The following is a 24,974-nucleotide window of genomic DNA, read 5'->3' as shown; positions in this document are numbered from 1 at the left end:
GGAGACACTAATTTTCGACCGGCGTGATCTCCGTCGCCCAGTTCCACTCGATGCTGTAATCGTCGTCGTCCATATGCAGGACGCAGATCAGACGGCGGAAATGATGGTCTAAACGCAAGAATGTCGCTTCCAATTCATACTGCGACTGACCGACATCCACAAAGAAGCGGTATCGTTTCCCTTCGATCAACTGATCTGGATGCTCTATCGTCGTCATAACGTCGAATTACAAACCATCGAAAAACCTCCAGCGCAGGAAATAGCAAGTCGAATCAAAGGTGCAAACACGAAAAGTCACCGCGCGTTTCGCCAACCCGGCAGCTATTTTATATTCAATTGGTGCGATGGCAAACATTTCTGAACGCGAAACCCCTCCCAATGGACTTTCCTGACACCCGCGTCACCATCATTTGCGCGACATGCGCAGCAAAAAACGCGGCAGTTGCAACTGCCGCGTTTAGGTCTTAGATCGTATCGTCGGGGGTCTTCGCCGTTTACTTGCCCACGACGTGAAAATCAATCGTGTTGTCCGAGCCGGCTACTTCGACGATCTGCGTCGTTTCGGAATTGTATTCTTTCGGAAAAACTTCTTTCCGGCCGGCATCTCGTAACGTTCCTTCGTCGCTGACAACTCGATCGCGTGCCGTCGTTAACTGAACCTTATGCTCGCCCACCAACGCGCCGGTTGATGTTGCGTTGAACTTCAAGACATAGCGTCCGTCCATGTCGGTCACCGCGCTTGAGCTGCGGCCGCCTTCCAGCGGCACGAAAACGACATTGCAACCATCCACCGGTGCGTCGTTGAAAGTTACTTGCCCTTGTACGTCACCAAGCGGCGGCGTATTGCTATCGCCGCAGCCGGCCAGGGCAAAGCCGAATAATGCGATCGCAAGACATTGACTGCATCGAGAAAACTGATTCATCGAAAACTCCTGTTTCGCTCCCTTCCCAACCAAGCAGAAGGGAGGCGTCGATGGGGTAAGATTGTACGTTCCAACCAAGCGACTAATAGGCGCCGTTCACTTGACCATCGTTGCAAGACAAGATCCGTTCGTACGTCGTATCGACGGGACCGCCAAAATCGTCGTCGATATTTTCGTTGAGAAAGTGAACCGAGCCGTCTGCAAAGGTGAACTGAGCTCCGCCGGGATGCAAGCTCGAAAACCCTTGGCGACCATCTCGGTCATCGCAGGCTGTGCCGCACGTGTCGTTCATGTTGATGTGCGTTTTGCCGGCGCCGACGACGGCGATAAACCCATCCATATAGTTATGGCTATCTTCGATATCTTCGTTGCCTGTATGGCCGTAGATTAAGCCGGCGCCAAGTTCCACTCCACCGAGCATCCATGCTCGTTCGCCGACCATCGCGGTATTGCTCGTCCCATCCAATACGTCACGCAAGCGACAAACCATTCGTCGGTTCTGGGCAACGTTCGTGCCTGCGACAAAGATGCCGTTGACCGCCGCATTTTTGGTCGTCCGCCCAATGTCTCCGCTATGATTGACCCCCAGATAATTGGCCGTTGCAACTTCGACGTCTTGCGACTGGTCTCCAGAACCATTGTTGATTTTCAAGTGACTGTTCAGCGCGGGTCCCACGTCCGACGGACAGCGCCAACTGCTGATCGGCGATTGCAAGACGCGCAGCTTTTCCGCTTTGTTCACCGCTTCATGCATACGGTCAGGCTTGCTGGGTGAAAGAATGTCGTACGCGGCGGTTTGTTCGATCTGGGGCAGGATCATCGTTCCCCAACTCCAACTAGCGTGACGGGTTTCGTCGCCGCCGTTGACTTCGTGGTCATAGCTGATCGCCGGAAAAGCGCCGAACGTGTCGTGATAGTTGTGCAGCGCCAATGCGAGCTGCTTGAGATGATTGGTGCACTGCATCCGGCGAGCCGCTTCACGGGCCTGCTGGACGGCCGGAAGGAGCAGCGCAATCAAAACGCCGATGATCGCAATCACGACTAACAACTCCACCAAAGTGAAGCCCTTCCTTGCGGTTGTCTTTATTACCATTGCAATTCCTGAGATAAAAAATCAAAAAACGATGCCTGAAACGCCTAGTTTGAAATCGCACCGCGCTAGATGGGACGAGCCACCAAACACGGCACAACCCAGTCATCCGCACGACTACCGAGCGGACCAATTTTCAATTCTCCCCCTTGGGGAAGGACAATTCGCCAAACTCGCAACACCACGTCGACCGAGGCGCCAGGGCCTTTGGCTTGCTCTAATTGGTAATTGAGCTTCGTTTCCGAGTCGCGATGATCCCCTTTGTCGAGACCAACCAACCAACCGGTATCTGCAAAATCGTCTTGCAGCCATTTCGGCTTGGGCAAGCGATCATCGACCAACAAGTAGGCGACGGCAGGGCGAGCGAAAACGTACGTGATTTCTAAATCATCTCGCAGGCTGTTGTCTGCGTTGAATTTCCAGTCATTGGCCATCCGCACGTAGTCCAAACCAACGAGATAGGACGACAAGCCCGGAAAAACAACACCGTTCCATTGATGGACGCGGTCAGTGTAGGCCAATGCATCCTCTTGAAAGCCGCCGCGGACAATCTGATACGTCGCTGTCTGATCGATACCGTTGTGCCGCACGTCGCTTATGACCGACGGAGGAATCTCGCCTGGTTCCAAAAAGGTGGACGGATCCGCAAACGTTAAAGGCTCAATCTCTCCGGCAGTTGGAATGATGAACGCGTCGCCAACGAGCATCCGTCGTATGACTCTGCCGCTGGTCAATTCGACGTGCCCTTCGTAAACAACTACCTTAGTGTCGCCATCTTTGTCGACGGCGACGCCAAACTTGGTCCCCAAGTCGACCACCTTCGCCTGGTTCGTCTTGATCGTAAACCCAAAGCCCTCCGACGGCACGTTCGCAATCAACTTTCCATAAAACAAACGCCAAACGAGCGGACTCTCGACCCGCAATCGCAGCGGCCCCGTCAGCTGCAGGCGGGCGCCAGCTGAAGTCTCAGCCCGAAATTTTCCACTTGGAAGTTCAATCTCTTCACCACCCCCATGAAACTCGCGGGGAGCATGCTCGCCCGGAAAGCCGTAAATCTTCACCGCTGGCGGCACCGGTCCACTCGCCAAGATCGGCGGCTGATTGCCGCTGGGCGTCATCCATTGAAAACCGATCAATAAACCGCAACTGACCAGAATAATTGTCACGCCGATGGCCAATGTCGCCATCGCAGCGCGGCTAATCCGAAAGCGTGTCGATATTCCTTGGGTCCAGGTCGACGAAGACTCTTTCTTATCGCCAGTACGTTCCACCAATCGGTCTTCGTGCGTTTCGTCCAGCTGCGCAATTAGCGTCAGTCTAGCGCTGGCGATCGCTTGCGCCGCAAGACAATCCCGCACCTCCGGTTGCTCGACAATCAACTCGCTGAGAGTTCGCCACTGGTCCGCAGTCGCGCGATCTGTCAAACAGAGGTCCATCAAATCCAGGACCGCCGCGTTCGTGACTAATTTGCCTTGAATTGCATCTCGTCCGCTCATTGGCCGTCTCCCCACAATGAGAGCTGTAGATCAATGCACTGGTGAAGTTGTTCCCTAATACGTCGTAGCCGTTTGTAAACCGCGTTGGTCGAGAGGCCGAATAATTGGCCGACTTGCTCCACCGAGTTCGCTTTTTTATAAGAAGCCCACAGCAGCGAACGCTGCAGCGAGGGAAGTTTCTTGACGCACTGCTCTAACGCCGCTAGTCGTTCGTTCCAGCCGTCGACGCCTTCGACCATCGCCATGTCGAGCGACTCCATCGCAGCGTCGCTCAACATCAATTCTTGCTTTCCCTTTTCGGCCAGAAACCGCTTCGCTTCGACGCGCGCCATTCCAAAAGCCCAAGGCAAAAAATCACGCTGCGGATCAAACTGCTCCCATTTTCTCCAGAGACCAAGACTGGTCCGTTGGAACACTTCCTCGGCGTCGTTCCAATTGAAAATCAGGGAATAGACGTAGGCCTTGAGACGTTCTTGGTTGGCGATATAGGACTCGGCAAAACTTGCCTGGTTCATTGAAGAAGCGGGATCAGGGGTAGAAATCATGAAGTTTCGCCGGCGGCCGCGGCCGCCCTTTTGCATGTGGCCAAATGGTTCAGTTTCAGGAGCACTCCACTGGATTGCCCTAGTTTGGCCATGAAATCCTCAAAAATGTTCTAATTTCTCTCGATATGTGAAAATCCTCACGAAAAACCCTTTATCTAGGGGGAGTCGCCCGATTCCTTCGAGCCAGCGACCGGCAAGATTCTGTCACCTTGTCATGTCCACGTCCTTCGGCGAACCATTGATAAAATAGCGAGCCGGGAAGGGGAACAGTCCGCAAATGGCGCCGCGCAACAAAAAACGGAGCGGCTTTCACCGCCCCGTTTTTCCAGGGTGTTGCTCAACGATGCCGAAGCGTTTACTTTGCGACATCGACCTCGAAATCGATCCGGTTATCTCCGGAAGTCACTTCGACGATTTGAGTCGACTCGGTGTTGTACTCTTTCGGCAATTCTTCTTTCCGGCCCGGTTCAACGATGCGGCCATTGTCGTCGCTTCGCCCTTGGCGTCCCGTGATGAGACGCACTTTGTGCTTGCCCAACATCGCGCCGGCGGTATTCCCTTTGAACTGCAACTTGTATTCGCCATCGATGTCGGTCACAGCCGTCGAGCTTCGGCCTCCCACGACCGGTTCAAACATCACCAGACAACCATCGACCGGCTGGCCATTCAGTTTGATCTGACCATGTACTTCGCCCAACGGAATCTCGTCGGTGCTGCAGCCGCTCATCATGACGCTCAGAAGCGTCAACACCAGCCAGCCGCTGGTTTGAAGGATACGATTCATTGTGATTTCCTCTATGAATTCCATGGCGATCACGGCGCAAAACGCCCAAAGTCTGCGTTGCTGTTCGCAGCGAGGTTTAGTACGAACCTACCGGTTGCCCGTCGTAGCGATTCAACAGTCGCTCGTAGGTCGAATCGGTCCCCATCCCGATTGTGTGATCGATATTCTCGCTCACAAAATGAACGGAACCATCTCCCAACAGGAACTGCGTTCCGCCGGGATGCATGCTCGAAAAACCTTGCCGACCATCAATGTCGTCGCAATCGGTTCCACAGATTTCAATCGTATTGATATGCGGTTTTCCTCCCCCTACAACAGTGATGAACCCATCGTCATAGTCGTGATTTTTTTCGATATCGGCGTTGCCGTTATGGCCAAACACGACAGCGGCGCCGATCTCAACGCCGCTTTGCATCCAAGCACGTTCGCCGACCATCGCCGTGTTGCTAGTCCCGTCCAGAATATCCCGCATCGCAACGACCCAACGCTTGTTTCCATCCACATTCGTTCCCGGCACAAAAATGCCGTTATGCGTCGTTGTTCGATCGATGTCACCGGCGCTATTCACTCCTACATAGTTGGCGGTCGCCAACTCTTTGCGGTTGGCGGCCGTTCCTGAACCGTCGTTGATCTTGTAGTGCGAGTTCAATTCGGGCCCCGTGTCAGACGGGCAGCGCCAGGTAGACAGCGGAGTCTGCAACACATTCAGTTTGGTCGCATTGGTCACCGCTTCGTGCAACCGATTCGGACTACTAGGAGCGAGGATATCATGAGCGGCGCTTTGCTCCATTTGCGGCAAAATCAGCGTTCCCCAACTCCAACTCGCGTGTTTCGACTCATCGCCGCCGTTCACTTCGTGATCGTAGCTGATCGCCGGAAACGCGCCGAAGGTGTCATGATAGTTGTGCAGCGACAATCCAAGTTGTTTTAAGTGGTTGGTGCATTGCATACGACGAGCCGCCTCGCGCGCTTGTTGCACCGCTGGCAGCAGCAGAGCGATCAATACGCCGATGATCGCGATCACTACGAGTAGCTCCACCAAGGTGAAACCCTTCTTTCGAAATAAGGACATCCAACAAACTTTCTCTAGGAATGAAAAGAAATGAGAATAAGAATACTGACCCAACGAACTTTTACAGGGGACGCGCCAATAGACACGGCACGACCCAGCCGCTGCTCTTGCTGCCGTAGGGCCCGATCTTCAGTTCGCCCCCGCTTGGGAGTTCGGTTTTCCAAACTCGCATGACCTCGTCAATGGAATTGCCTGGCCCTGTCGCTTGCTCTTTTTTGTAGCTCAACCCGGTCCGCACGCAGTGATGATCTCCTTCGTCCAATCCCACTTGCATGCCGGTTTTAGCAAAGTTGCGTCGCAACCAAATCGGCGGCTCAACGCGTTCGTCGGCCAACAGATAAACGACAACCGGCCGGGCGAAGGTTACCGTCATCTCCAGATCGTCGCGGCCCAGAATCTGCTCGTCGAATTTCCAATCGTTCACCATCCGCACATAATCTAAACCAAGTAATTCCGCCGGCAGACCGCTCTCGTCGACGCCGTTCCATTGATGCGCACGATCAACATAGGCGAGTGAATCTTCTTGAAAGCCGCCGCGAATGATCTGGCAAGTGCCGAACGAAATCGGACTGTTGTTTTGCACATCGGTAATGATCGGCGGATTCAATTCTTCGATCGGCTCTTCAAACCGCATCGGATCGATGATCGGCAGATGATCGATCCGACCTTTTTCGCGAACGGTAAATCCATCGCCGATAACCAGCGATCGCTTCATTTCTCCCGATGTGAGATCGATCCGTCCTTCGAACACTGCAACGCTGGTGACGCCTAGTTCGTCGACAATCACGCCAAATTCGGTTCCCAGGTCGACAATCGCGGCATTCTCGGTCATCACCGTAAAACCCTTGGCCGACGGCGGTACGTGGACAACCATCTTGCCGGCGAACAGTCGCCAGGTCAGATGATCCTCCACCCGAAATCGTATCGGTCCGGCCAGCTTGATCGTCGCGCCCACCGACGTGGTCGCTTCATATTTGCCGCGCGGCAGTTCCATTATCTTGGCGGCGAAAAGCTCTTGCTCTGTAAAGCTCGCGATTTCTCCGCCGCCTGCTTCGACTTGTCGAATCACGGCGGCCGGCGGCACCGGCCCACTTGCTGCAATCGGCCGATTGTCGATCGATGGAAAGACAAGCCAACTGCCAATCGCCAATACGCAAACAATCAGCACGACCGCAACGCCGCAACACAAGGTTATCAGCGCCTCAGAGCTCACCCCGATTCGCCGCTTCTTCTGGGGTGGTGATGGTTCGATCCGCGTCACCGGCTCTTGCTCGATTTGTGCGAAGACACCCAGATCATTTTCTTCTCCCAACTGCAGCAGATTCGCGAGTCGCGCGTTGGCCATCGATTGAACCGCAAAACAGGCGCGCACATCCTCGCGCTCGACGATCAACCGACTCAGATGCAGCCATTGGGCTGGGGTCGCTTGATTGCTGATGCAAGCGTCGATCAGGTCGCAAATCTCAATATCGTTGACCATCTCGCCATAGGGAGACTTCGGACTGCTCACGCTTGATCTCCCGCAGGCGACAGCTGTCGATCAATGCAGCGATGAAGCAGTTCGCGGATTTTTCGGACCCGTTTGTAAACCGCGTTCGGCGTTAGCCCAAAGCTGCTTGCCGCTTGTTCAATCGATGCGTTCTTTTGGTACAAAGCCCGCAGCAGCGCCCGATTGGCGACCTGCAGCTTGTTGACGCAATGCTCCAGCGCCGAGAGTCGATCGTCGATCACATCGCTGTTCTGAATGATCGCGCCTTCCAGCGCTTCCATCGCGGCGTCACTGAGCATTTGCTGGCGACGTCCCTTTTCCGACAAAAAACTTTTCGCCTCGATGCGTGCGACGCCAAACGCCCACGGCAGAAACCCGCGCGACGCGTCAAACGAATCCCATTTTCGCCACAAGCAAAGACTGGTCCGCTGAAACACCTCTTCAGCATCGCTCCAGTTGGTAACCAGGGAGCTGACGTACCCCCGCAACCGTTCCTGGTGAACGATGTACTGTTCGGCAAAACTGGTGTGCTTGCCGGCGTCGTTGCCGTCAATCGATGGGTGCATGGGGATCAGTTCAGGTGAAATCTCCGAGGCCTGTGGGCAAGACGCCCAACATCTTTTAGAAGCACTCGCCCGATGAGCCGGCATTTTGGCCGAAATTTTCTAAATCTTTTGAAAAAAACCGCTGTTTCGCGGAAATCCGTCTCCAATTGCCTGTTGAAGGGAACCTGAACCCGCAAAAAACGAGCGTGTCTAGAAAAACGGCGCCCCCACACCATCAAAATGGCTCCGTTGTCGGATCGCAGGTCGCCAGCTAGAATGGGCGACGAGAATTGCCCTTTGGCAAGATCGTGCAGTGGGCAAGCCCCACGCACGAGCCTAAGGAGGGTAAGCGAATGGTTAGCGGCTTCATTGGAAATGAAGTGCTCCGTAAGGAGTTGCGAGTTCGAATCTCGTGCCCTCCGCTACCGCGTAAGGCCGTCAACGCAAGTCGTTGACGGCTTTTCTTTTGCGCTGATCCCAACGTGCCCTAAATTCTTCTTTGCATGCCCTCGGCCTGGCGCATCTTTACTTTGTGACGCCGACAACAATTGGCCTCGGCGCGGTTGCATTACGAGTAGGAGGGTGGGGTCAACGCATCTTCGATTTTTGATGGATCGAGCTTTTTGACCTTCGGCTCTCGTTGCTTTCGCGTCTTTACCGGAACCAACGACTTCATCGACTCTCGCTTTCCGAAACACAACAAGCGATCGCCCGGCTCTAGCTCTCGGCTCGCTTTCGGATTGGGAATGACCGATTTGCCGCGATAGAGCGTGAGGATGTTGATGTCCTGATCGCTGAAAGCGGCGTCGGCAATCGTCTTGCCGATGAAATGCGAGCCTTCGGGGATCACCAGTTCGCACACGCCGTATCCGCGACTCACCGTCAGTCGCTGGCGAATATCCATTTCGGGGAAATCGACATGAGCGGCACAGTAGTCAATGATCGCACCTGCAATGTCTTGGCCCGTCGCACGTTCAATCCCCTCTAGTCCCGGCGAACTATTTACCTCCATCACTTGAGGTCCATCTTTCCCCTCCAACATGTCGACGCCGGCGACTTGTAACCCCATGATTTGTGCGGCCCGCACGGCGGTTTCACTGAACTTTTCATCCAGTTCCACCGCTTCCACCAAACCTCCTCGATGGACATTACTGCGAAACTCGTCCCCCTGAGCGACCCGTCGCATCGCGCCGATGACACGATCACCCACGACAAACGCGCGCACGTCACGCCCTTTGCTTTCGGCCACGAAACTTTGCAACAACACGTTTTGCTTCGCTGTTTGCAGCGTCTCGATAATCGCTTCGGCGACCTTGATCGTGTCGGCCAAGATCACCCCGACTCCTTGAGTCCCTTCGAGCAGCTTAATAATGACCGGCGCTCCGCCAAGACGTTCGATCGATGGGATGAGGTCGGCGCGATCGCGGACAAAAGTGGTCTTTGGCATTCCAATATGGTGGCGACTAAGAATCTGCATGCTGCGCAGTTTGTCTCGACTATTGGATATTCCCCCCGAAGTATTGGCGACAAAAACGTTCATCTGCTCCAATTGGCGCACGACGGCGGTGCCAAAGTAGGTCACACTCGCACCAATTCGTGGGATGATTGCGTCGTAGTCGGCGAGCGGCTTGCCTTTGTAATAAAGATCCGGCTTGCCAGATTGCAAATCGATGGAACACTTTAATGTATTAACTATCGAGACCTTAAATCCACGGTCTTTGGCTGCGGCAACCAAGCGGCGGGTACTGTAGCAGCGCGGGGCGGTGGACAAAATTCCGAGTTTCATCGTGTCATCCGTGTATGGCGTAGGTCGTCAAATTCAAACAGAAAGTTCGGCGTTTAAATTGTATCAGCTGTGACCTCCTGTTTTGCAATTTCGTTCACTTCTCAAGCACATTCGCCGGTAATGTCCCGTGTGAGAAGCGCCGTCATCCCGGAACGCTCCACATTTTCTCAAGGTAGCCAGAGTAAGCGTTCTGACTTGAAGAACGGATCCTCTACAAGAAGATTCGGAATGGCATAGTGTTCTATGGCAATTTCGTGCGAGAATCCCTGAAGAAGAGTTTTTGCGGTGCTGCTGCTTATCTATCGACACTTGGGAGAATAGCATGACCCGCTTTTATTTTCGGCTGCTATCGCTCGCATCCCTGATCGCAATGACGTCGGCTGGACTGGCCCAAGACGATGCGATCCCCCCGCGCCCGGCGGATCAATTGCTGAAGCTGGAAGTGCCTGACACGCTCGTCATCGGCACGCGCGAAGTTCCTCCCTTCAGCATGCGAAACGAAGACAATCACTGGGAAGGGATCAGCATCGACCTGTTGCGTGATGTCAAAGCCGAGCTGGAAGCGAGATCTGGCCATCCCGTCGATTTGGAATTCCAAGTTTTGCCGCTAGAAGAGTTGCTCAACGCGGTCGAAAACTCTCAGGTAGATCTGGCAGCTGCTGCGCTGACGATGAACTACGAACGCGAGAAGCGAATGGATTTCACGCATTCGTTTTACGCCTCTGGGCTGGGGATCGCGATCGGCGCCAAGCATCGTCGTTCTGGATGGTCAGGAATCGTCGACGCCTTTTTGTCTTTGGCGTTTTTGCGAATTGTCGCCGGTCTGATCTTGGCGATGTTCATCAGCGCCGTCGGAATTTATCTGTTTGAACGCCGGTATAATCGCGAGCATTTTGGCCACGGCTGGCTGAACGGCATCGCTTCGGGAATGTGGTGGGCGGCGGTCACGATTACAACCGTCGGATACGGCGACAAAGTTCCGACCTCCCTTGGCGGTCGCCTGATTGGATTGGTCTGGATGTTTGCGGGGCTGTTCATTATCGCCGGATTCACCGCCGCGGTGACTTCCGCACTCACGCTGACAGAGTTACAAGCGCGAATCAGCGGACCGTCCGAGTTGCCGCGCGTCAAAGTAGCGACGGTGGAAGGCTCCACTTCGGCCGACTATCTCCGTGCGCGACATATCATGTATGTAAAGCATCCCGATGTAGAATCGGCGCTCGCCAGCCTGGTCGCCGATCAGTGCGACGCGGTGGTATACGACGAACCGATTTTGAAGTACCAAGTCTTTCAAAACTATGCCGGCGAAGCCTTCGTGCTGCCGCTCACCTTTGAGCGACAAAATTACGCCTTCGCTTTGCCGAGCGGCAGTCCTTTGCGAGAAACCGTCAACCAAGTGCTGTTGCGACGAACCTCCAGTCCAAGCTGGGACGAAGTCTTGGCAAGCTACTTTGGTGAGAGCCAGTAAGAACGAAGTATCTTCGTATCGACCTCACGCTATTGTTCTTCGTCAGGCCATGGGCTGTCCTATAGTGCGGTGGATTCCATCCATTGATTCAGCCAATCCTGAATCACGGCAGGCGCCCCGGATGCGGCGATGGTTGCGTCAGGGCGGATCAGGAGGCCGGAGTTGCTGTGCAGACCGAGCGCTTTGTTGAAATTCCGCTGCGGATCTTGAAAATCTTGCCCGAAACGGACCACCTGCACAAGCGGATGGGGGGGCCAAGCTGCGGGCTTGGTCTCGCACATCAGGATGAGAGTATAAACCGCGTCCGGCTTTCGTGAACGCAGCAATGCGATCGAACTACAGACCTGACCGTCGATCTCAATCGGCACGTCGGGCAGCGTCGTGCCGGGCTTGACCTTTCCTTCACTCTCACCGGCAAGCGAGCTGTGTAAGTAAGCGACGTCATCTTCGGCCAAGATCGATGTCACCATTTTGCGGACCGCCGGAATGTGCGTGACGATCGACTGAATGACATCCTGAACTCCACGCGTCAGACGGTTGGTCGACATCGTCATTCGCATCGCACGACCGCTCACTTTCAAGACGCGCTCGGCGACGGGATGCCGTTCTTCCTGGTAGGTTTCGAGCAACGCCGGGGAGGCTTCGCCCTTACAGACCATCGCGACTTTCCAGGCAAGATTGACGGCATCTTGAATCCCGGTGTTCATCCCCTGGCCGCCGGCCGGACTATGAACATGCGCCGAATCGCCTGCGAGGAACGCTCGGCCATGGATGTATTGAGAGACCTGACGTTCGTTAATCCGAAAATCGGCCAGCCAATGCGAGTCGGTGATTTTCCACTGCAGCCGCGTTCGTTCGATCAACGCGTCTTGCAGATCCTGCACCGTCGGATCTTTGCGAGGAGTCGCGGGATCGGCTACTCCGGCTTCGACAAAGATACGATAGCGCGTACCGGAGATCGGGAAAAGCTGCAGACTGCCCTGATCCGAGTTGGTGGAATAGAGCCAGCCATAGTCGAGCGTCCGTTCGTACTCAGATTTCGGCGAGTGAGGATTCACGCCATCTTCCACTTCCACTTCGATATCGCCCAGCAACCAGCGATAGGCGATCGATTCGCCCGAGAAATCGAGTCCCAGGGTATGTCGAACCGTCGAATGAGCGCCGTCGCAACCGAAGAGATAGGATGTTTCCAATTCTTCTGCTCCGCTTGGCGTCTTGAGGCGACAAACGACCCGATCCTCCTCCTGAACGAACGATTCCAAACAAGTTTGACGCTCTACGGTGACGCCTTGTTTTTGGAGAGCCTGAATCAAATGGCTCTCGATCTTTGACTGGGGAATGAGCAGTCCCGGCGGCAGTACATGCTCTCCGTTTTCCAGCGTCATCGTCGCCTGATAGGCGCCTTGATCGAAAAATCGCAACCCCTTGGGGACCAAACCGAATTCAAGCCAATCCTCATACGGGATGACCGGGTCAAAGTTAATCATCGAGCGACGCCACAAGACCAGCGCCTTCGAGAGCGTCGTTGGCGCATCGTTGCGGTCGATAATGCGCAGAGGAATGTTAAACCGCGAAAGCGAAAGAGCCGCGGCAAGCCCTACGGGCCCCGCTCCGACGATGAGGATGGGTGATTGCATCGAACGATCCATCGTGAGGGAAATGGACATCGTGAAGAAAACGGGATTGCAGCGGCTGCTAGGCGACGCCAAGTCGATTTGCACTGGATTGTACCGACTTCCGACAAATCCAAAAACGTGAATCCGATAGCGCCAAATTTTTTGAAGGGGACAGACGGCGCGCCGCGCGGAGTTTTGTCGCAGTTGCCAGCGGATGGCCGCAGCGGGCATGAAGCAGTTCGAGCGTTGAACGACGAGAACTGCCAAGGTTAAGTTCGCGATTCATCCGCCCATCGGTTTCCAATCAGTCACCATGGGCGCCCTGCGACCAAACGCTATTGGTCAGAGCATCGAACTATGTGGATCCATTATCGACTGGAATTGAAAACCATAATTTTTTGCCCCCCGATTACGCGACGTATCTAGGTGCAAAACCCTGGTATCAGCGAACGTGACGCCGTCTCTTCTTCGACTGTGGCATGCGATTCGCGATTCAACTCCGATAACGAGAAACTTTCCGCCAGTTTAGAAAAACCGCAGGGGCAACTTGCGTTTTGCATTTGGGAGATATCGAAAGTATGGAAATTTTTACACGACTTTGGCGTGATGAAGAAGGCTTTATCATCACCATTGAATTGATGTTGATCGCCACGATCCTGGTGATCGGAATCTTAGTCGGCTTGGTCGTCATCCGTGACGCAGTCACCGCAGAGCTGTCTGATGTAGGGGGCTCCATTAACGAGATGAATCAATCGTATACGATCTCTGGAATCGCTGGGCCATCATCCGCCGTCTCAGGTAGCGATTTCGCTGACAATACCGACTCGAATGACACGCCGGGCGATCCGCCTGGAATGATGGATAACTGCATCATCGTCTCAAACACCTACAGGAGTGAGTCCGGCGTTGCTCCGACTCCCAACGGATACTGATGGGCAACCATCGGCGGAAAATGAAAACAGCGGCGAGCCTGCAAGTTGCAGACTCGTCGCTGTTGTTTTCAGTCGCTAGGAAGTGGCGCTGCTACTTCTTGATCACTTCCCAATCGGGCGCTTCGGCCAACACGACGTCATACTTGGCCTGCAGTTGCTTCGCCAACCGCGCAACCACTTCCGGTTTATCCGCCGCCAGATCGTTGGACTCGGCCAGATCATCGGCCAAATTGTAAAGCTCCAGCGTTGTCAGCTTCGCCTGCTTGATTGCCTGCGACATTTCAGGGCGAAAATTGCCGCCTACTTTCTTTTCGCCGATGGCGAGATGTGCGACCAATTTCCAATCGCCGTCGCGGATCGCAACCTTGGCGGGACTAATCGCATTGTAATAATGCCAGAAGAGCGGGGCAGGGCGATCCACTTTTTCTCCCTGCAACGACTTGGCGAAACTGGCTCCGTCCAGCGCCCGATTAGTCGGTGCGGCGACGCTGGCCAATTCGCACAACGTCGGCAAGATGTCGAGCCCGCAGATCGGCTCGTCACTTTCGCTGCCCGGCTTGATATGTCCGGGGTAACGAACAATGCCGGGGACGCGAATGCCCCCTTCGTAGATATGCAGTTTCATCCCCCGCAGCGGGCCAGGCGAACCATGCGAACGCCAGGCGCTGCGATAACGATCGAGCGTCTCCGGTCCGTTGTCGCTGGTAAAGTAAACGAACGTGCTTTCGGCCAGCTTCATCTGGTCGAGCGCCCCCATCAGGCGGCCAACAGCGCTGTCCATGTTCTCCACGTTGGCGTAGTAAAGGGCTTCCCCCTTCTTCTTCGCGCCGCCGTAGTGAGCGACCAGTTCTTCCGGAGAAGCGATCGGCTCATGCGGTTCATGAAAACAGACGAACGCAAAAAACGGCTTGTCAGCGTCGCGACCCGACTTCAACCAGTCGATCGCTTCGTCGGCGACGACCTGGCACGAGTAGCCTTCCTGCTTGCCGACCGGTTCGCCGTTGCGGACAAAGTTGGTCGGATTGGCGTGCGTCGGAGCCGCGTTGTTTTGCGTGCTGAACCAATGGGCGAAACCTTGATCGCCTGGCTGCGGCTGCTCGTCACTATTGAACTTGCCGTTTAAATGCCATTTGCCGACATGGCACGTATCGTAGCCTGCATCATGCAACAGCGATGCGACGGTCGTTTCGCTGCGCCGCAGATGCATGACATTGCCAGCCGGAATCCAGTCGTAAACGCCAACGCGACTCGGCGTGCGCCCCGTCATCAATCCGGCACGGGACGAAGAACAGACCGGCGCCGACGCGTAGCAAGAAGTCAGCCGCATCCCTTGCTTGGCCAACGCGTCCAAGCTGGGCGTCTTGATCGTTGGATTGCCGTAACAAGCCAAATCGCCATAGCCGAGATCATCGCACAAGATCACCAAAAAGTTAGGGCGATCCGTTTCCGCCGCCGCCCAGGTCGGCAGCGCCAACAATAGGCTCAGGCCTAATAAGAGCGTTCGCATTACTTCGCTCCTTTCGGGTTGTTCTTTTTCGCTTTCGGCTTCGGGAACTTCCATCTGTCGCTGGGCGTATACGCCGCGGCCATTCGCTGGGTCATCGCTTTGACCTTTTCGGGCTGGTCAGCCGCTAGATCATGCTCTTCGCCCAGATCGCTCTGCAAGTTGTACAGGCGAACCGGCGAATTGATCGGCTGTTGAATCGCTTTCCAATCTCCCTGGCGAACCGCTTGGGCTCCGCCTCCTTCGTAGAAAGCCCAATAGAGATAGTCGTGCTGCGGCTGCTCTCCCTTGCCGGTAATCGTCGGCAAAAAAGAGATGCCGTCGATGTCAGCAGGAACCTCATTGCTGACGCCGGCGACGGCGGCCAATGTCGGCATCACATCCCAAAAGGCGCCGGCGAAATCAGACTCGCTGTCGGCTTTCACATGTCCCGGCCAACGAATGATCGTCGGAACGCGGATCCCTCCTTCGTGCAGGCTTCGCTTGATCCCTTGCAACGGTCCGTTGGAATTGGCGAAGTCAGGATCGTTGCCTCCTTCTTTGTGCGGGCCGTTATCCGACGTGAAAATCACAAGCGTATTGTCATCAATTCCGTCTTGCTTCAGCTTGGCGAACAATTTGCCGAGATCACGATCCATCCGCGAAATCATTGCGGCATGTCCCTTTTGCGGCTCGGGCCAATCCTTGTCGGCGTATTGACCGTAGTCGGGAACTTCCATTCCTGCATCGCCAGCCTGGTTGTTGGCGTGCGGAATGGTCAGCGAAAGATAGAGGAAGAAAGGCGCATCTTTCTTCTCGGCACGATCGACAAACGAGATCGCCTCGTTCATGCAGAGATCGTGCGAATACTCGACTTTCTCTTTCGCGACTCCTTTCCCGCTCGCATCTTCATGGAGCGGCACGTTTTTCAACGCGACGCGTTCTTCGTTCCGCATTAGGAAGGTCGTGTAATAGTTGTGCGCGTGCCCCTGATCAAGATAGCCAAAGAAGTAGTCGAAACCTTGCCGAGTCGGCACGCCGTTGGAGCCTTCATGCCCTAATCCCCATTTGCCGATCAGCGCCGTTTGATAGCCGGCCTCTTTCAAAACTTCGGCGACAGTCACGTCGCTGGGTCGAAGATTGTCTCTGGCGTTGCCGCGAATGAAACAATGTCCGGTGTGAAGGCCGGTCATTAACACGCAGCGCGAAGGAGCGCAGACCGTGCAACCGGCGTAAAAATTGGTCAACCGCATCCCCTCGCGCGCCATCTGATCGAGATTGGGGGTCGCGATCTTTTGTTGGCCAAAACTACCAAGATCGCCGTAGCCGAGATCGTCGGCCATTACAAAGATGATGTTGGGGAGATCGCTCGACTCGGCTTTCAGTTGCGTTGCATAGAGCAACTGGGCGAAGAGCGCCGCAAACATCAGCGCAGATATTCTGTGCGGCAAATGATGTGGGAATACTCGACGGCAACCAGACTTTCCAGAAGTGCGCGGCAAATTGGCAAGGAATTGAAGCATGTTGAATCCCCCCTTTCTTGATGACGAGTGGATTGCACTCGTTTTGACTTCGCGCTTCGCCACCTTTGTAGCGTTCTCTGCGCATAAAAAAACCAAGGGACCGCGGTCGGCAAACCGTATGGCCATCCCTTGGCGGCAAGAAACCGATCTCGGTTTCTAGCTTTAGTCTCTTCTCTCGCTATGCAACAGTCAATTCCTGACCGCTACCAGGGCAATAAAAAGGGGAAATTGAAAAATAGCCAGGAATCGAAAAAGCAACCTCTCCTCCGTACTTAAGGGGCCGAAGCATGCGGCGACCGAACGGGCAACTCGGTTTGTTGACGTCTACTTTCGTTTCAACTCAAACAGAAATTCATTCGGCCCTGCTTCGGTGACCGTCACCGAAATTCCTTCGCTGAGGAGGCCATATTTGTCCGGCACCAGATCGACGGCATTCGCTTCCATCGGCTGGTCGTAGATCGTCACCGTGTATTCCCCGATTGCTACGCCTTGCTTCTGGCCATTCGTCCACAGATCGAGAACTTCCCCGTTCACGACTTGGCCATTCGACGCCGGGCCCGGCAAAGCGGGACTGAAAGCAATCCGAGCTTTTTGCAGAGGCTTGCCATCGAGGGTAACTTTCGCGGAAATTGGAACCGTCGGCGGCAACGGAGGAAGACGATCGCTGCAGCCGATCCCAACGATCAAGGCCGACGCCGCGAAGAGAAACAAAACGGAGTGACGCAAGAAGCGATTCATAAGTCTTACTTTTATTGCGGCGTGTGCCGGAAGAGGAACGGGCCAACAGCACCGAAGCCATAGCGATCGTTTCGAACGCCGCAGCTTGGCTTCGTTGATGAGCAACCCAGTAATCGAGGGGCTCTACAACTGCTCAGTCGTTTCGCTGTTCGCACGCGTGCCGTAAGCCTGGAAGACCGAACGATTGACCGTTTCCGATACAAAACGAACCGAAGCATCTCCCAAAGTCACGTTTGCCCCGCCGGTGTGTCGACTGCGAACGTGCATGATCGAATCATCGACTCCTTGGCCGTTACAAGGCGCATAAGAAACGCTTTGGCACGTACTCAAACGGTCGCCTACCAAGGTATTCGGCGGTTCTTGCGTGCTAAAGCACGCGGTGATTCGGCGGCCGAAGTAGTAGCCTCCGCGAAGATCGATGACTTCTCCTGACGCGCCTCCGTAGGGGACGAGCAAGATCTCGCTCATCAGAGCCGTGTTGGAAGCGCCGTCGACGATATCGCCAAATTTTGTCGCCGATTTCGCATAGAAAATTCCGTTGCGATTCAGCATGTACGGATCGCCGGACGGGGTGAAATAATCGGAACCGCTGCAAGCGACGTAGTTTCCGTTAAAGCCCCATCGTTCATACCATTGCGACGACGCGCCGGTGTCAATGACTTTGGGACCATTCGGGTCGCTGGGACAAGTGAGCGCTTCGATCACCGTAAATCTCCCTGGAGCCGTAGCGGCCATGTTCCCGGTGGCGAAGTGCTGCTTCATTCCGTCGTACAGATTGCCTTGCTCGATAAAAGGCAAAATCATCTGCATCCACGTGGGTGGGCACTTTTCAAATTGCGGACTGCTGGCAGGAGGATCGTAGTTGGCTCGCCCCACGACGCCGGGCGCAAATTTGCCGAACGTGTCATGATAATTGTGCATCGCAAGCCCCAACTGCTTTAAGTTGTTGGTGCATTGCATCCGCCTAGCGGCCTCGCGCGCTTGTTGCACCGCTGGCAATAGCAATGCGATCAAGACGCCGATAATGGCGATAACGACTAGCAATTCGACCAGAGTGAATCCGGCCTTCCTACAATTTTGGGGGGCTGGCATGCAAAGATCCTTAGGATGAAAAGTATCGATAAATCGCGCAAAGAAGAGCCTGTAGAAGTTATTCCCACGCCAAACGTAAATTCGCGCCAAATTATTAAAAATAGCCCAAAATTAAATAAAAAACATGACGAGAGCCGCGTAGAGGCCTCCTGTTTTCTCCTTTACGAGGCTGAAAAACATGCATGCAAAATCGACCGAGAAATACGCAACGATCCTGTAAGATCAGCGAGGCCGAGAAGCGCCATTTGCGAAAACGGGCCGTCTCTACCCGCAAAGTTCCGTATTCAATCGTTCTAAGACGATGGCCGCTTGCTGTCGCTGCTCGGCTGTGCAACGGTGATGCGGCGACGCTAAACGATCATCGCAAATGCCCATGATTGAAAGCGCGGTTTTCGTGATGGCGATTAACGGCAACAGCGGCAAGGAGCGATCTGCGACGTTGTAAAGCGTTTCGATTTGGTCGATCTTGGCTTGGTATTTCTTTACCGACAATACGTCTTGATCTCGATGAGCTTGCATCAAGTTGGCGAACAAGTGGGGAAACAAATTTGTGCCCAAGTTAACTCCCCCTGTACCTCCAGCGAAAAGCGATTCCGCCAAGAGAGCTTCGTGACCGATGAAGAACGCCCAATCTGGTCGGATCGATTTCAGACTCGTCAGCTTGCGATAATATTGGATGTCCTGGCTACTATCTTTGATCCCCACGATCTGCTCGATTTGCGCCAGTTCTGCGACCGTTTCGACCTCGAACCATACTTTGGTCATCGCCGGCATGTTGTATAGCAACAACGGGAGTTCGGTCTCCTGGAGAATCGCTTTAACGTAGGTTACCAGTTCCGCTTGGCTAACCGAGAAATAGAAGGGCGTCGTCAGCACGACTCCGTCTGCGCCTGCTTCGGCAGCCGCTTGGGCCAGTTTGTTAGTCTCGACCACCGAGTTGTCGGTGATCCCCACCAGAACCGGCACGCGTTGATTCACAATTTGGCAGACTTGATGAATCAACTCGGCGCGGAGCCGATGGCTGAGGCTGGCGATTTCGCCGGAAGAGCCCAGCAAAAAGATGCCGTCGACCCCTCCGGCGATCAAATGTTCGAGCAATCGTTCGCAGCCTGCTTCGTCGATTTGATCTGGCTGAGCCAACGGCGTGACGATCGGCGGAAACATGCCTTGAAACTTGGAGCAATTCGTCGTGAGGGAACTTGAAGGCACGGCTTATCTTACTTTCAGGTGTGCGTATTGGTTGCGTCGTCACTCGTACCGCTGGCGCCGCGTTATCCAAATAGGGAAGCGATAGGCTGTCCTCCGTCGGTGATCGGGACAGGGCGATCTCCGTCATAGAGCGACTTGGCGTAGTCAATTCCCATCGCGGCATGAATGGTGGCGAAGAAATCGGGTACGGAGACCGGATCGGAAGCGATGTTTTGCGCCAGGTCATCCGTTTGGCCATAAGCGCCTTGATGCTTCAAACCGCCCCCGGCGAGGACGCAAGTAAATGTGGAACCTTGATGTCCACGTCCGCCGCCGCCATCGAATTGCGGAGGACGACCGAACTCGGTCGTCACGACGATCAACGTCTTCTCCAAGAGCTTACGCTGCTCTAGATCAAGAATGAGCGTAGAGAGCGCGGCGTCCAGTTCATGAATCAGCTTGTGCTGGTCAAGAATGCCGCGATTATGCACGTCCCAACCGGCGCCGTTGAGGAAGTTCAGATTATGCGAGACCTCGATAAAACGGACGCCCCGTTCGACGAGCCGGCGAGATAGCAAACAGCGCTGACCAAATTCGCCTCCATAGCTTTCGCGCAGCGCAGCAGGCTCACTATCCAGTTGAAAGCTACGCATGAAGTCCGGGCCGCTCAGACGTAAACTAAGCGCCGCGGCCGCATCGTAGTCTTGCAAAAACTTATCGCTTGTTTTCGGCTGCTCGCGACGGACTTGCGTAAGCAGTTGGTCGCGCCGTTTTTGTCGTTCGGCTGTCACGGTGAGATGTCGAGACAGTCCAGCAGGCCCGCGTCCCGTCTCGGTCAAATACAAGTAGCTATGCTGAGCCCCGAGAAAACCAGGTCCGCGAGAGCTATTTGGATAGCCGATCAACACGTAAGCAGGCGCCGATTCTGAGAGTGCGCCGCGCTCGTGCGAAATGATAGAACCGAGCGACGGATAAACGACCGTGCCGCTCACAGGGCGCCCCACATGCATCCAATTGGTCGCGGCGGCATGTTCGTCGATGACCGAATGATTGACGGTGCGAACAGCGGTGACGCGATCCATGATCCCGGCCACTTTCGGCAGATGCTCGCAGACAGAGACGCCGTCAACCGCCGTGAGAATCGCCTCGTAATAGGAGCCTGCTTTTTGCTTAGCAGGATTCCCCTTCGCCTTGGGATCGAAGGTATCGATCTGACTCATTCCTCCTCCGAGCCAGATCGAAATCACATGTTCGACTTGGCCTTGAACGCGCGGCGATTCTGCCGCTGTGGTCCAAGTCGGCGCTGCGGCCAGGCCTGCGGCTGTGGCGCCGGCGGCCAGAAACTGTCGTCGATCAATCGCAGAAGGATGGGATGGGAACATGGCTACCGTCTCATAAAGTTTGGAAGATGATTTGAGGGTGGTGTCGATTTTCGATCTGAGTTAGGGCATCCAGACGAACTCACGCAGATTCGCGATGCTCCAGACAGCATCCTCATACCGCGAGCGCCATTCTGGTTGCAGACGCGGATCGGCAGGCGGCCCCAACCGCACTCTGCGCGCGTGCTCTTGTTGGATCGTGTTGGCTTCATTACGGACATGATTCCACCAGGTGACTTGGGGCAGTCGCTCGGGAGTCTCTGGCAGCACTACCTGATCTGTCGGCAGAAGACGATCCGCAAAGCCGTCACGCAGCATGCTCAAGAAGACGCTTTGCTCAGCCGGTGTTGGAGGTCGACTGACAAAACGCAAAAAGAGGGATTCCAGCAGCGATTCAGGAGAAGTCGCGGCGACGGCAAGATTCGCCAAGGAGCTTTCATGAGCGGCTCTTGTCAACGAGATGCTCAAGGTGCTGTTGGCCATTACCGCTGGCTGCAAGACGTTGGGAGAGATTTCTCGATCGGTTTTGGGCGCCTGACGATCCGCGTTCCAACCAAAGGCGGTTAGCATTTCGGCCACAGCCGCAGCGCGCGGAAGCGTCAAGCTAGGCCGATCTCGCTCATTGGACAGACTGACCAGCATCCAACTGCGGTGCGGATCGCCATACGTATTTCGCGAATTCGTCGTCGCCCGGCCGGCGGGATCAAGCGTCATCTCCTCAATATCCATCTCGCAGCCGGTCGCTTGATAGAGAGAATCGACGATCTGTTCCGCTGTCAGCCGTCGTCGGTCGGGGGCAGTAAATAGACGCTGCTCTGGTTCCGCATTCCGATTCGTTCCGACTGCTTCTTGTTGATAAAGCTGCGAAGTCATCATCACGCGCGTCAACTGTTTGAGATCGTAGTCGCACGCGATCAACTCTTTCCCCAACCACTCTAGGAGCTCCGGATGGCTAGGGGGATTTCCTTCCCAGTCGTGCGGCGGTTCGACGATCCCGGCTCCGATCAGTCTCCGCCAGAGACGATTGGCGATGACCTGTGAAAACCGCGTATTTTGCGGCGCTGTAATTAACGTCGCCAACTTCTCGCGAGAATCCTCCGGGTTTTGCATCAGTGATCTCAAAGCGTCGTTGTCTTCGGCGCCGGTTTGCTCGGCGAAGGGCCATGTGGGGCTGACATTTACCCCCGGTTTCAGGGTGACTTGAATCAACGATTCACGCGTCTTGTTTTGAAAGAAGCCGGGAGGAACCGTACTCGACTTTGGCACGCTAACCGGCTTGCGGGCGAACATGGCCGCCAGCGAATAAAGATCTTGCTGGCTGGTCGAGTGATAAGGGGAGTCGTGGCACCGAGCGCATTGCAATTCGATGCCTAAAAATGCAGTTCCGACGATATGTCCTTTCGCCGCAAAGGGTGCGTCGTTCTGGGCGGCCAGTGCAAATCCGGCGCTTCCCCCGTCGTACGCTCCGCCGCGCATCATCAACAGTTCCGAGACCATTCGGTCGATCGGCTTATTGTCACGTAGCGAGTCGTATAAGTACCAACGAAATGGGCCGGTGCTGTTCAGGCTGGCGTTGATCAAAGTTGGGTTTTCGGCCAATAGATCGAGCCAATAGCCCATCCAATTGTCAGCCCAACGCGGATCTTCCAGCAGCTGATCGATCAGTTGCTCGCGTTTATCAGTAGCAGGGTTTTGCAGAAAACGTCGAACCTCCTGTTCTGTAGGAACAACGCCGACCGTGTCGAGATAGGCTCGTCGAACGAACGCCGCATCGTCGATCAAAGCCGACTTTTCCATCGCAGTCGGAGCCGACGCGGCCTGAGGCCACTTCGCGCCTTCCGTGATCCATTTCTCCAATATCTTGATCTTCTCCTCCGAGAGAGGCTCGCCAGTAGGCGGCATGCGCAGATCATCGTCGGGGCTGCGAAGTCGATTGATGATTTCGCTGGCGTGGGGATCTCCCGGCTGAATCGCAGCCTCGCCGGAGTCACCGCCCAGCATCGCCAACTCTCGCGAAGCGAGAGAGAGTCCCCCTTTCTCCTTTTCGCCATGACAGCGAAAGCACTCGCTCTTCAAGATCGGCGACACCTTCGTCAAGAAGTCGTTTTTCGGAGCGGGAGAAACGCCGCCAGCTGGCGCATCGACTTCGTCTAAGTGAGCTTGAATAAAAGCGTCAATCGGATGCACTGCCTTCGGATCAATTATCGGTATCGCCGGCGCCGGATGCGACTGCAGCCAGGCTTGAGCCATTTGATGACGCTGCTTCCAATAGGCGATCTGGTTCGCCGCAGCCGCATGACGACCTTGATCGTTCATCTGCGAAATCGAAGCGTTGATTTGATCCAACTCCGCTTCCACGGCTTGGTCAGTCAACGGCAGCGGCTCCTCCGAGAGTCCGATCGGTCGCAAGACGGAAAAAGCGTCGCTTCCTTCCAAACGAATCGCGAGGGTCAACTCGCCTGGTTGCGCCCGAAATCGCTTTCCTCCCGCGATTGCGTCAAAAACGACACGGACCGGCTTCGTGTCGGTGATCTCGATCGTCGCGAACACTTCCTGACAGCGGTGCCAAGCAGGACGCTGCCCAGGCGCAGGAGGAGGCGTAACCGGGGTGATTGGTTCCTCGCCGTGAGGAGCGCCGGTCAACGGCTTGGATCGAGTCACCAAGCGCCCATCGATCCAGGCTTGCGCCAAACCACGCGCACGCATTAGCACGGTATGTTTACCCGGCGGAAGGGCCACATCGGCGGCCATCCGAACCAAGACAGGCGCTTTCCAACCGGTGCGTATGCCCCAGTTGTCGTACTTGAGTGGGATCTGGTCGAGGAGCAGGGCGCTGCCTGTCCACTGCATCGCCGCAGGCGGCGCCAGTTCATCGGCATAGGGCCAGCGATCATGGGCCGATAGACCTTCGTGAAAGGTCACAGTGACTTTGTCCGTAGGCAGCGGGCCAAGCTCGGGCATGCGGTTCGACTCGGCTTCCGGTTCAGGCTCTTCGCCCACGCGCCGAAAGCGAGTTTTCAGCGTCTGCTCATCCAATATCACACGATGAATCGCGATAGAATCGAGCCCGCCGCGAAAACTATTTCCCGGAGAACCGCCGAGCGCCGAACCAATCCAAATTTGATCGTTGTCAGTCACCGGCGTCTTGGTGGTGGGTCCGCCGGCGTCCCATTGACCTTCTATTTTCTTTCCGTCAATCCATGTCTGCATCGTGTTTGGCTCACCAAAGCGATAGGCGATCGCGATGTGATGCCAACCGGTTCGAGGACGAAACCCTTGAAGGCTCGTGTACCGATGCCAGTTCCCTCGATTGGGCTCGGCCGGCACGGTCGCGAACAGAAAGCTAGGACGCGCCTCCCCTGCGATTCCGCTGATTCGCATCGCCCAATTTTGATTGTCGGGCGAAAAGCCAGGCCTTCCGGTTCTTCCTTTGCCAATGATATAGGTAAAGTCGCCATCATCGAGATCGCGAATGTTCACCCAAGCTTCCAGCGTGATCTCATCCCCATTCGTAAAATCGAACGCGCTATTGTCACCAGGATCGTCAAACACGAAACGGGATCCGCTCCCATCAAAATTGACGGACGCGTTGTTGATTAAAAAATCGGGATACCGCGGCGGGCGAGGTCCCGGCACATCGCGATGGATGCCTCCCACGGGATGCAGCGGCGTTTGTTCTTCGGGACCAAATTCCCAAAAAGCGACCGGCTGTTCGTCGGCAAACAAACCGGCGGCCGTTGCGCTCCCCATAGTCGCTGAGATCGCGATGGCAATCCAGGAATGAAAAATCGGCTTCATGATGGATGTTTTTTGATGCGGCATTGG

Annotated in this window: 21 protein-coding genes and 1 tRNA gene; 4 read left to right on the top strand and 18 right to left on the bottom strand. The window is 55.2% G+C overall.

Features of this window, described 5'->3' with window-relative positions; translation table 11 throughout:
* Positions 1-7: 7 nt before the first annotated feature.
* The 9 genes from M4951_RS10555 to M4951_RS10515 all read right to left on the bottom strand — a co-directional run bounded on the left by M4951_RS10555 (position 8) and on the right by M4951_RS10515 (position 7,965).
* Positions 8-217 carry a hypothetical protein gene (locus M4951_RS10555; protein ID WP_262026448.1) on the bottom strand — a complete coding sequence of 70 codons (210 nt, stop codon included), beginning with the start codon at positions 215-217 and terminating at the stop codon, positions 8-10.
* A 277-nt stretch (positions 218-494) separates the two neighbouring features.
* A complete protein-coding gene (locus M4951_RS10550) occupies positions 495-923 on the bottom strand; it encodes a carboxypeptidase regulatory-like domain-containing protein (RefSeq protein WP_262026447.1) in 429 nt (142 codons plus the stop codon).
* Positions 924-1,005: 82 nt separating this feature from the next.
* Positions 1,006-2,016, bottom strand: a complete 1,011-nt coding sequence (locus M4951_RS10545; RefSeq protein WP_262026446.1) for a DUF1559 domain-containing protein — start codon at positions 2,014-2,016, stop codon at positions 1,006-1,008.
* A 65-nt stretch (positions 2,017-2,081) separates the two neighbouring features.
* Positions 2,082-3,509, bottom strand: coding sequence for a FecR family protein (locus M4951_RS10540; protein ID WP_262026445.1), 1,428 nt, complete (start codon positions 3,507-3,509; stop codon positions 2,082-2,084).
* Complete coding sequence (locus tag M4951_RS10535; protein WP_262026444.1) at positions 3,506-4,054, bottom strand: sigma-70 family RNA polymerase sigma factor; 549 nt, start codon at positions 4,052-4,054, stop codon at positions 3,506-3,508. The genes M4951_RS10540 and M4951_RS10535 overlap by 4 nt, the downstream gene beginning before the upstream one ends.
* A gap of 355 nt (positions 4,055-4,409) precedes the next feature.
* Positions 4,410-4,838: a carboxypeptidase regulatory-like domain-containing protein gene (locus M4951_RS10530; RefSeq protein WP_262026443.1), complete on the bottom strand. Its 429-nt coding sequence runs from the start codon at positions 4,836-4,838 to the stop codon at positions 4,410-4,412.
* A gap of 76 nt (positions 4,839-4,914) precedes the next feature.
* Positions 4,915-5,910: a DUF1559 domain-containing protein gene (locus M4951_RS10525; protein ID WP_262026442.1), complete on the bottom strand. Its 996-nt coding sequence runs from the start codon at positions 5,908-5,910 to the stop codon at positions 4,915-4,917.
* Between the two features lie 61 nt (positions 5,911-5,971).
* Positions 5,972-7,420, bottom strand: a complete 1,449-nt coding sequence (locus tag M4951_RS10520; RefSeq protein WP_262026441.1) for a FecR family protein — start codon at positions 7,418-7,420, stop codon at positions 5,972-5,974.
* The gene (locus tag M4951_RS10515) at positions 7,417-7,965 is read right to left on the bottom strand and encodes a sigma-70 family RNA polymerase sigma factor (RefSeq protein WP_262026440.1); all 549 of its coding nucleotides are present in this window, start codon (positions 7,963-7,965) and stop codon (positions 7,417-7,419) included. Before M4951_RS10515 ends, M4951_RS10520 begins: the two co-directional genes overlap by 4 nt.
* Positions 7,966-8,284: 319 nt before the next feature.
* On the opposite strand from M4951_RS10515, the gene M4951_RS10510 reads away from it, so the two are divergent.
* Positions 8,285-8,366, top strand: a tRNA-Ser gene (locus tag M4951_RS10510).
* Between the two features lie 146 nt (positions 8,367-8,512).
* Here the strand turns inward: M4951_RS10510 and M4951_RS10505 are convergent.
* On the bottom strand, positions 8,513-9,730 hold the full coding sequence (locus tag M4951_RS10505; protein ID WP_262026439.1) for a RimK family alpha-L-glutamate ligase: 1,218 nt from the start codon (positions 9,728-9,730) through the stop codon (positions 8,513-8,515).
* Between the two features lie 322 nt (positions 9,731-10,052).
* Here M4951_RS10505 and M4951_RS10500 point away from each other — a divergent pair, with 322 nt between their 5' ends.
* Entirely contained in the window at positions 10,053-11,198 is a 1,146-nt protein-coding gene (locus M4951_RS10500; RefSeq protein ID WP_262026438.1) for a transporter substrate-binding domain-containing protein, read from the top strand.
* A 59-nt stretch (positions 11,199-11,257) separates the two neighbouring features.
* Here the strand turns inward: M4951_RS10500 and M4951_RS10495 are convergent, their stop codons facing one another.
* The gene (locus M4951_RS10495) at positions 11,258-12,835 is read right to left on the bottom strand and encodes an FAD-dependent monooxygenase (protein WP_262026437.1); all 1,578 of its coding nucleotides are present in this window, start codon (positions 12,833-12,835) and stop codon (positions 11,258-11,260) included.
* Positions 12,836-13,392: 557 nt separating this feature from the next.
* On the opposite strand from M4951_RS10495, the gene M4951_RS10490 reads away from it, so the two are divergent.
* Positions 13,393-13,746 carry a Flp family type IVb pilin gene (locus M4951_RS10490; protein ID WP_262026436.1) on the top strand — a complete coding sequence of 118 codons (354 nt, stop codon included), beginning with the start codon at positions 13,393-13,395 and terminating at the stop codon, positions 13,744-13,746.
* A gap of 91 nt (positions 13,747-13,837) precedes the next feature.
* Here M4951_RS10490 and M4951_RS10485 read toward each other — a convergent pair whose 3' ends face one another.
* Both M4951_RS10485 and M4951_RS10480 read right to left on the bottom strand, forming a co-directional pair.
* A complete protein-coding gene (locus M4951_RS10485) occupies positions 13,838-15,253 on the bottom strand; it encodes a sulfatase (RefSeq protein ID WP_262026435.1) in 1,416 nt (471 codons plus the stop codon).
* A complete protein-coding gene (locus tag M4951_RS10480) occupies positions 15,253-16,656 on the bottom strand; it encodes an arylsulfatase (RefSeq protein ID WP_262026434.1) in 1,404 nt (467 codons plus the stop codon). The genes M4951_RS10485 and M4951_RS10480 overlap by 1 nt, the downstream gene beginning before the upstream one ends.
* A gap of 94 nt (positions 16,657-16,750) precedes the next feature.
* On the opposite strand from M4951_RS10480, the gene M4951_RS10475 reads away from it, so the two are divergent.
* The gene (locus tag M4951_RS10475; protein ID WP_262026433.1) at positions 16,751-16,912 is read left to right on the top strand and encodes a hypothetical protein; all 162 of its coding nucleotides are present in this window, start codon (positions 16,751-16,753) and stop codon (positions 16,910-16,912) included.
* A gap of 164 nt (positions 16,913-17,076) precedes the next feature.
* On the opposite strand, the gene M4951_RS10470 is transcribed toward M4951_RS10475, so the two are convergent.
* The 5 genes from M4951_RS10470 to M4951_RS10450 form a co-directional block, all read right to left on the bottom strand.
* Positions 17,077-17,490, bottom strand: a complete 414-nt coding sequence (locus tag M4951_RS10470; RefSeq protein WP_262026432.1) for a hypothetical protein — start codon at positions 17,488-17,490, stop codon at positions 17,077-17,079.
* A 123-nt stretch (positions 17,491-17,613) separates the two neighbouring features.
* On the bottom strand, positions 17,614-18,582 hold the full coding sequence (locus tag M4951_RS10465) for a DUF1559 domain-containing protein (protein ID WP_262026431.1): 969 nt from the start codon (positions 18,580-18,582) through the stop codon (positions 17,614-17,616).
* A gap of 264 nt (positions 18,583-18,846) precedes the next feature.
* Positions 18,847-19,791 carry a dihydrodipicolinate synthase family protein gene (locus tag M4951_RS10460; RefSeq protein WP_262026430.1) on the bottom strand — a complete coding sequence of 315 codons (945 nt, stop codon included), beginning with the start codon at positions 19,789-19,791 and terminating at the stop codon, positions 18,847-18,849.
* 62 nt (positions 19,792-19,853) lie between these two features.
* Positions 19,854-21,152, bottom strand: coding sequence for a DUF1501 domain-containing protein (locus tag M4951_RS10455; RefSeq protein WP_262026429.1), 1,299 nt, complete (start codon positions 21,150-21,152; stop codon positions 19,854-19,856).
* Between the two features lie 60 nt (positions 21,153-21,212).
* Positions 21,213-24,947 carry a DUF1553 domain-containing protein gene (locus M4951_RS10450; protein ID WP_262026428.1) on the bottom strand — a complete coding sequence of 1,245 codons (3,735 nt, stop codon included), beginning with the start codon at positions 24,945-24,947 and terminating at the stop codon, positions 21,213-21,215.
* Positions 24,948-24,974: the final 27 nt, after the last annotated feature.

The sequence above is a fragment of the Blastopirellula sp. J2-11 genome, from assembly GCF_024584705.1.
GTDB lineage: Bacteria > Planctomycetota > Planctomycetia > Pirellulales > Pirellulaceae > Blastopirellula.
Note: the sequence above shows the minus strand (reverse complement) of the source record. Positions and strands in the feature narration are given on the sequence as shown.